Annotated in this window: 5 protein-coding genes; 3 read left to right on the top strand and 2 right to left on the bottom strand. The window is 41.5% G+C overall.

What is annotated here, in order from left to right; all coding sequences use genetic code 11:
* Positions 1–75 precede the first annotated feature (75 nt).
* Both CDC33_RS11555 and ssuD read right to left on the bottom strand, forming a co-directional pair.
* The gene (locus CDC33_RS11555) at positions 76–1,026 is read right to left on the bottom strand and encodes a D-2-hydroxyacid dehydrogenase (RefSeq protein ID WP_109008605.1); all 951 of its coding nucleotides are present in this window, start codon (positions 1,024–1,026) and stop codon (positions 76–78) included.
* 148 nt (positions 1,027–1,174) lie between these two features.
* Positions 1,175–2,323 (bottom strand): FMNH2-dependent alkanesulfonate monooxygenase, encoded by a 1,149-nt coding sequence (gene ssuD / locus CDC33_RS11550; protein ID WP_109008604.1) that lies wholly within the window; start codon positions 2,321–2,323, stop codon positions 1,175–1,177.
* Positions 2,324–2,980: 657 nt separating this feature from the next.
* Here ssuD and CDC33_RS11545 point away from each other — a divergent pair.
* The 3 genes from CDC33_RS11545 (at position 2,981) to CDC33_RS11535 (ending at position 7,521) form a co-directional block, all read left to right on the top strand.
* Complete coding sequence (locus tag CDC33_RS11545) at positions 2,981–3,667, top strand: TVP38/TMEM64 family protein (RefSeq protein ID WP_109012542.1); 687 nt, start codon at positions 2,981–2,983, stop codon at positions 3,665–3,667.
* A 128-nt stretch (positions 3,668–3,795) separates the two neighbouring features.
* A complete protein-coding gene (locus tag CDC33_RS11540; RefSeq protein WP_109008603.1) occupies positions 3,796–4,779 on the top strand; it encodes a glycosyltransferase family 2 protein in 984 nt (327 codons plus the stop codon).
* A 927-nt stretch (positions 4,780–5,706) separates the two neighbouring features.
* Positions 5,707–7,521, top strand: coding sequence for an iron uptake porin (locus CDC33_RS11535; RefSeq protein ID WP_109008602.1), 1,815 nt, complete (start codon positions 5,707–5,709; stop codon positions 7,519–7,521).
* Positions 7,522–7,729 lie beyond the last annotated feature (208 nt).

The raw sequence follows: 7,729 nt of genomic DNA, 5'->3' as shown, positions 1-7,729 counted from the left end.
TTCCCCAATCCCCAATCCCCAATCCCCAATCCCCAATCCCCAATCCCCAATCCCCAATCCCCAATCCCCAATATTTTAATATCCTGCTTGCTTGTCTACTACATTCCGCAAGGGCTGACCGGTTTGGTAACGCTTGAGGTTGTCGATAAATAGTTGTGCTATTCGCTCTCTAAGGCGTGGCGAAAGGGCTGAACAATGGGGGGTAATGAAGGCGTTTGGCAATGACCACAAGGGACTTTCTGGCGGCAGAGGTTCTGTAGCTACTGTATCTAATCCAGCGCCCGCAATCCATCCCTCACGTAGTGCGGTGATTAATGCGGCTTCATCTACGATCGCACCACGAGCAATGTTAATTAAGTAAGCAGACTGACGCATAGAGCGCAATGCAGCTTCATCGATTAAGCCTTTCGTTTCTGGAGTTAATGGTGTAGCAATAACTACATAGTCTGCGGCTGGCAGGAGCGATTGCCACTCATCGACACCCACAATTTTGTCAAAATTTGGTATGGGTTCAAGATGGCGGCGACTACCCCAAACTGTGACTCCAAAGGCTTTAGCACGAGATGCGATCGCTTTACCTATATTCCCAGTGCCGAGAATTAATAAATTTGCGTCTGCCAACTCTTCGAGAGATATTCCTCTTACCCAAGTGTGTTCATCCTGCAAAGTTTGCAATTTTCGCAGATTCTTGGCGTGATAGAGCATGAATGCTAGTACAAATTCCGAAATGGGAATCGCATGAACCCCTGCGCCATTAGTGAGAATAATATCTTTTTGCAAAAAATTTGGTGTAAGGATGTGATTCACACCAGCACTCGGTGACTGTTGCCAACGCAGCCTGGGTGCTGCTGCCAGTACTTTGTCATGGGTAGAGGCTTTCAGGTAAAATCCGTTAACATAAACTTCTGCATCACTAGCATCACCATCAAGATTACCTTCACTATCCACCTCCACAACATCTATATCAGATGGTAGGTGTGGCTCAATATCAGCAATGAGATGATCGGGTAAAATTAGTTTCACTATTTGCTACTCCCTCATTTCATTTTGGGTTTGGGATTTTAGATTGTTCACGAAGATAAATCTAGAAGTATCAAGCTTTTGATCTTAGATTTTACATTTGATGTTTTTACTTAATCCCAAATCCCAAATCATAAATATAAAATTGGCATTGTCATGAAGCACTTGTTAGTTGTTGAGCAAATTTTTCATTGGTGACAAATTCGCTAAAAGTACTTACGACTGGTGGCGTTAGCGGTGTAGGTTCACTCTGTAAAGGTAAGCGTGGAAATAATAATTCAGCAGTGCGATACGCTTCTTCTAAATGGGGATATCCAGAAAACACGAAAGTTTCTATGCCCAAATCTTGATATTCCAGCATCCTAGCAGCAACGGTGTCGGGATCTCCAACTAGGGCTGTACCAGCACCACCCCGCACCAATCCAATTCCTGTCCAGAGGTTGGGGCTAATCTCTAAGGTTTTTCGACTACCACTATGTAGTTGACTCATGCGCCTCTGTCCTTCAGAATCAGAGCTAGCCAAGTCTTTTTGAGCTTTTGCGATCGCATCCTCATCTACATACTTAATTAGCTCATTGGCGGCATCCCAAGCCGCAGATTCGGTTTCTCGCACAATTACATGCAAGCGAATCCCAAAACGGACTGTTCTCCCTTGTTCAGCCGCCAGTCGCCGAACTTCGGCAATCTTTTGGGCTACTTGTTCTGGAGGTTCGCCCCAAGTCAGGTAAACATCTATATGTCTAGCAGCAACCCGCTTGGCAGCAGCAGATGAGCCACCAAACCACAAGGGTGGATAGGGTTTTTGAACTGGTGGAAATAGGAGTTTACCACCTTTGATATCCAGGTAGTTTCCTTTAAAATCCACTGTTTCCCCACTGACGATACCCCGCCAAACTGTGAGAAATTCATCGGTTAAATCATAGCGATCGTCATGACTCAGATGCAAGCCATCCCCAGCAAGTTGCACCGGATCTCCACCTGTCACCACATTAATCAACAATCTTCCTTTAGAAATCCGGTCAAATGTTGCTGCCATCCGTGCAGCAGCACCTGGAGAAGTAATTCCTGGACGAATTGCTACAAGGAATTTCATCTGCTTGGTGACAGAGATGAAAGCAGCAGCTGTAATCCAAGCATCTTCACAAGAACTCCCTGTGGGTAATAATGCGCCCGTGTAGCCTAAATTATCCACAGCTTGGGCAATTTGCTGCAAATAATCAGGTGTGGCAACACGAGAGCCAATATCTGTGCCTAAATAGCGTCCGTCATGAGATCCAGTAGGAATAAACCAGAGAATTTGCATGTTTGTCAGGGTAGGAGAAATATAAACACCGTTAATTTGATGTATTTACCGTAGTTTTATTAATATTTTACAGGAAATTATTTAAAAAACTAGTGTAGATTCACGATTCATCAGGAATAACTCTCTTAGGAACTTGCAATTAAAAAAATATCTAACTTGTAGGATGCGTTAGCCAGAAGCACAACGTACCGTAACAGATTAATATAGACGGTGCGTTCAGAAAGCAACGCCCCTACAAATTAAGATTGGATAATTTATTTTTTGGTAGTACCTAATAATTTATAGCTGTTCCTATTCAGAAGCGGTATAACATTATATCGCCAGGTATAGGGGCATGGCAGCCCCCATTGCTGCCAGCGTAACGTAAAAGCTATGTACCGCAAGGAACTGAAGTTCCTTGCGGTACATAGCTAAAGTCATCTTAAGATGACTAAATAAAATCTTTAGTCTACTTAAGTAGACTTTAGCTAAAAGCCAAAGAACTTTAGTTCAAGGCGGGTAAGTCAGCCAAGCCAACAGTTAAGCTATTTCTAGGCTTTTGTTGACATGTATAAGCACTGCCGTACCTCACTTTCCAAAACCAAGGTTTTCAAAAATGAATTAAAGGGAAAATTTGCCAAAGATGGATTGTGTTACAAAAAAAGCAGGAGTATTCTAGTGTGGAACTTGAAAGCTGGTATTTTAGTACTCACACTGAGTTGCATAATTGCGACTGGTATAGTAATATATCTGATTGGCGGCATTGAACCAGCACAAATTCAAGCTTTGCTAAAATCTTCTGGAATCTGGGCACCTGTTATTTATGTTGCTTTGTACGTTGTAGCAACTATGTTAGTTTTGCCCTCAACAGTGCTAAATTTGACTGGAGGTGCAATTTTTGGCCCTTGGCTGGGTACTTTTTGGACTAGTGTTGGAGCAGTGATTGCGGCAATAATTGCCTTTATTTTTACTCGAACTATTGGACGTAAAACAGTTGCAAAACGACTAGCAGGACGCTGGCAAGCGATGGATGCTGAAGTGCGGCGTGGAGGTCTTTTTTATATGTTTGCCATCCGACTAGTACCAATCATGCCCTATGGTTTGGTCAACTTTGTGGCTGGGCTGACTTCGATCAGCTTTAAAGATTATGTTCTAGGTACAACACTTGGTACTGTTCCTAGTGTATTACCTTTTGTATTACTAGGTAGTTCTGGTTTGAAGGCAGTCAAAACAGGCGATTTTTTACCGCTATTACTCGCCTTGGGTTTAACTGGAACCCTCGTAGCAGGGTCTACTTGGTATCGTCATCGTCGGACTTTTCCCAAAAAAGCTGTAGAAAGCCTTGAAGAATCAGATTCGGATTAGATAAATCCAAATAATAAATAAATTATCAGAATGGGGCTTGAATCTTGCTAGGTATACTGAGAACGAAACCTTGATGATGACAAGTAGTCTGTCAGCTTGGCTGTTCAAAACTTAAACAAGATTTTTAGATGCTACCAAAGTATTCATTGATTGTTCCAATTTATAACGAAGAAGAAATTATTCCTGAACTATACCGCAGACTGAATGCAGTAATGAATCGGTTGGATGGTGTTGTCGAATTAATTTTAATCAATGATGGTAGCCGCGATCGCTCCCTACAACTATTGCGAGAACTCCATCAAAAAGACCCACGCATTTGCTATCTAAGCTTTGCTCGAAACTTTGGTCATCAAATAGCAGTTACGGCTGGTCTTAATTTTGTCCGGGGTCAAGTTATCATCATCCTTGATGCTGACTTACAAGATCCACCAGAACTAATCCCCGACATGATTGAGAAATGGCGACAGGGTTATCAAGTCGTCTACGCTCAACGCACTCAACGCCTCAAGGAAAGATGGTTTAAGCGTTTTACTGCCTACTTCTTTTATCGCATCCTTAAGAAGCTTGCAGATGTAGAGATTCCTACTGATACTGGTGATTTTTGTTTAATGGATCGGCAGATTGTAGATATTCTCAATTCTATGCCAGAACGTACCCGTTATATCCGTGGTCTGCGTTCTTGGGTTGGTTTTGAGCAAACAGCAATTCGGTTCGAGCGCAACCCCCGCTTTGCTGGGGAAGTTAAATACACTTTCAGAAAATCTTTGGCGCTTGCCATCAATGGTCTAGTATCCTTTTCAATAGTGCCACTGCGGTTATCAACCTACTTAGGGTTAATAGCGGCGGCGGCGGCCATTTTCATGGCTTTATTAGTCTTATATTGGCGGCTTTTTGTCCCCCATTCGCCTTTAACTGGGTTTACGATTATTTTGATGGCAATTTTCTTTCTCGGATCTGTGCAGTTAGTCAGCGTTGGCATCTTAGGCGAATATATAGGACGCATCTATGAAGAAGTTAAAGCCAGGCCCCTCTATACTTTGGCAGAGGTAGGTGGTTTTTATCACAAATCCTCCAACTCAACGCGCAATTCTGACAAACTAGATAATTTATAGGAATCCGGTTTGATTTCTGAAAATATACGTAGGATGTGTTAGCACAGAGAGTACGGCATAAAACTCGTGTTCATAGTGCGTTACGAACTCCGTTCTAACACACTCTACAATACTTAATTTCGTTCAAAAATCAAATAGTAATCCTATAGAAGATCCTACTATTCAAAATTAGACAAGTATTGACCTAAGAAAGGCAGTGTTTCGACTACGCTTAACAACCGGACAATTCTTGCTGGAGACACAAGGGGTAACAGGCTGTGTAGCCCCAACTATTTTTACTGACTATTTGCGGCTATTACCTACGATACAGTAAGCGATCGCAGTTGCTAAAGTTAACTGAACCAAGAATTTTGACATATTTTCGCCTCATGAAAAATTACTGGGTATTGCATTGTAGCAAGCTCTATGCAAAGATAATTCTACTAAAATACGGTAAATCGATAGAACTATCGTATTTAATTAACAATTGATGCTGTCAAAATATAGCTGATTACAAATTAGTGTTTTCAGTTAATGTTAATTGGCAAATAATAACTTGCATCTAAATCTAGCTTTAATCAATGTCAGTAGCCATTGATTTACTTTGTACAGCATAACAAAAAAAACGCCATTATGATGTCTCAGAGGTATCAGTTTATATAGCATGGGTTTGAGTTCTTCTTAAAAAAACAAAAGTCTTTGTTAAATCAGTGATTGTCTCATCTAAGAGGTTTATGGGATTCTGTCAATCGTCAGAATTCATAGTTTGCTGCGAATTATGGATTGTACATTCAACTGCTTAGTACTGATTTGAAGCTGATCAGAGAAATTTTGGTAAATCTCTAATTAAATGTTTGATTAAAAGCATTTGAATAAATGATTTATCTTACTTTTTTGTCAGATTGACAGCTAGTTTATTCATTTTTAAGGTTGAGGAGTTAAGGAGTCATGTTGAATTTGCGCTGGAATTATAGATATATATTTTTCCTGCTTTCGTTGCTAGATATTCTAGCCATCTTGGTTTTTTATCCAGCCAAAAGTCAGGCTGAACTGCCTAAATCTGATGTATCTATTACTGAAGTAGAAGATAACAAAGCTCCAGAAGCAGTTGTCAATCAAACAGTAGATACTTCAATTGCACCAGTCATTCGTAAAAAAGCTCCAAATGATCTCCGAGAGCGAGTCACACCTGTCTCACAATTGTTGCAAGTTGCACCACCAACTGACAAAAAAGCTCCAAATAATTCCGCAGGACAAGTAACATCCGTATCGCAACTGTCAGACGTTAAGCCGACAGATTGGGCATTTCAAGCATTACAGTCTCTAGTTGAGCGCTACGGTGTAATTGCGGGATATACAGATAACACATTTAAAGGCGATCGTTCCCTAACGCGCTATGAGTTTGCAGCTGGGTTGAATGCAGCTTTAGATCGCCTCAATGAACTAATAGCAACTTCAACGGCAGATTTAGTCAAACGGGAAGACTTGGATACCATCAAAAAACTACAAGAACAGTTTTCTCCAGAACTCGCTCAACTTCGGGGACGCGTAGATAACTTGGAAGCGCGAACTGCGAATTTAGAAGCAACTCAGTTTACGACCACAACCAAACTGATAGGTCGTGCTCAGATTGTCCTTGGCGAACTTATAGCAGGTAATAACGTCGTCTCTAAAAGACCAGCACCTCACAATGCCACACTTCAAGGTTCAACTAGTTTACGGTTAAACACCAGTTTTAACGGTAAAGATTCACTAGCTATAACAATAGGAGGTGGAAATATTGAATCATTAGGGCAAACAAGAGCTGGATTATTAGGAACTTATGAGGGAAGAACTGCTGATAACTCCAGTATTACTTTTGCACGCAACACTCTTATTCTCAGTGGTGTTCGCTATCGGTTTCTACCTTTTCCAAATACCCAAGTCAACATTTATCCCTTATCTGATGGAGCTAGTGAGATAGGTCTTTCTGGCCCGATTAACCCATATTTTGAATCGTCTTCTGCGACTGGTGCTAATGGAATTTCACGATTTTCACGGCGGTCTTTGGTCTATAACTATGGAGATAGCGGCCCCGGTATTGCCATACTCCAAGGATTAGGCAAACAGCTTCAATTCGGGATAGCGTATAGCGCACCAAACGGTAACAATCCCACACCTAATAATGGCTTATTTAAAGGCAGATATTTAGCTTTAGCACAGTTAATATACTACTCTTCTAATCGGAATTTTCGGGTGGCGGCAACTTACGTTAATACATATAGTCCACCAAATACTATAGGTTTTAGTGGAACAAATTTCGGCCCAGCAGTCGGGAGCAACCTAGTAAACAGCACCGTGCCAGGAGCGGCAACTATAGGCAACCTTTATGGTCTACAGGCGTTTTATCAAGTTAATCCCAAGTTCGCAGTCAATGGGTGGGTAAGTTATGCAGCACACCGCTATGTGGGGCGCGGAGATGGTAATGCTATGGATTGGGCGATAGGACTGGCATTCCCTGATCTTTTTAGTGAAGGTGCTCTAGGGGGGGTTTTAGTTGGTATGGAGCCAAAAATGATTAGTCTCAGTAGGGGTGTAGATTTGGGAGCGGGTGCGGGACGAGCGGACAAAGATACTTCCCTGCATGTTGAGGCATTCTACCAATATAAAATCGGAGATAATATTGAGGTTACGCCCGGTTTGATCTGGATTACTGCACCAAACTCTGACTCTAGCAATCCTGATAGTTTATTTGCTTGGGTTCGTACTGTATTTAGGTTTTAACCTTTGACACTCCCCGGACTGATTAAACTTTGCTTAAACTCGTTTAATCGAAAAGTCTGGGGATTCTTGAGTCTTAAGGAGCGCCTTAACTCGCAAGTAGAGACACGTTAGCTTGGATAAGCACAAAATAATCAAAAAGGCAAGCTTATTTAGATAGGTAATAAAATTTATTTTACATAACTTGGCGTTTGAATTTGTTTACTAAAAT

It is taken from the genome of Nostoc commune NIES-4072 (assembly GCF_003113895.1).
In the GTDB taxonomy this organism is placed as follows: domain Bacteria; phylum Cyanobacteriota; class Cyanobacteriia; order Cyanobacteriales; family Nostocaceae; genus Nostoc; species Nostoc commune.
The sequence above is the reverse complement of the archived record's forward strand: the minus strand, read 5'-3'. Positions and strand labels throughout refer to the sequence as shown.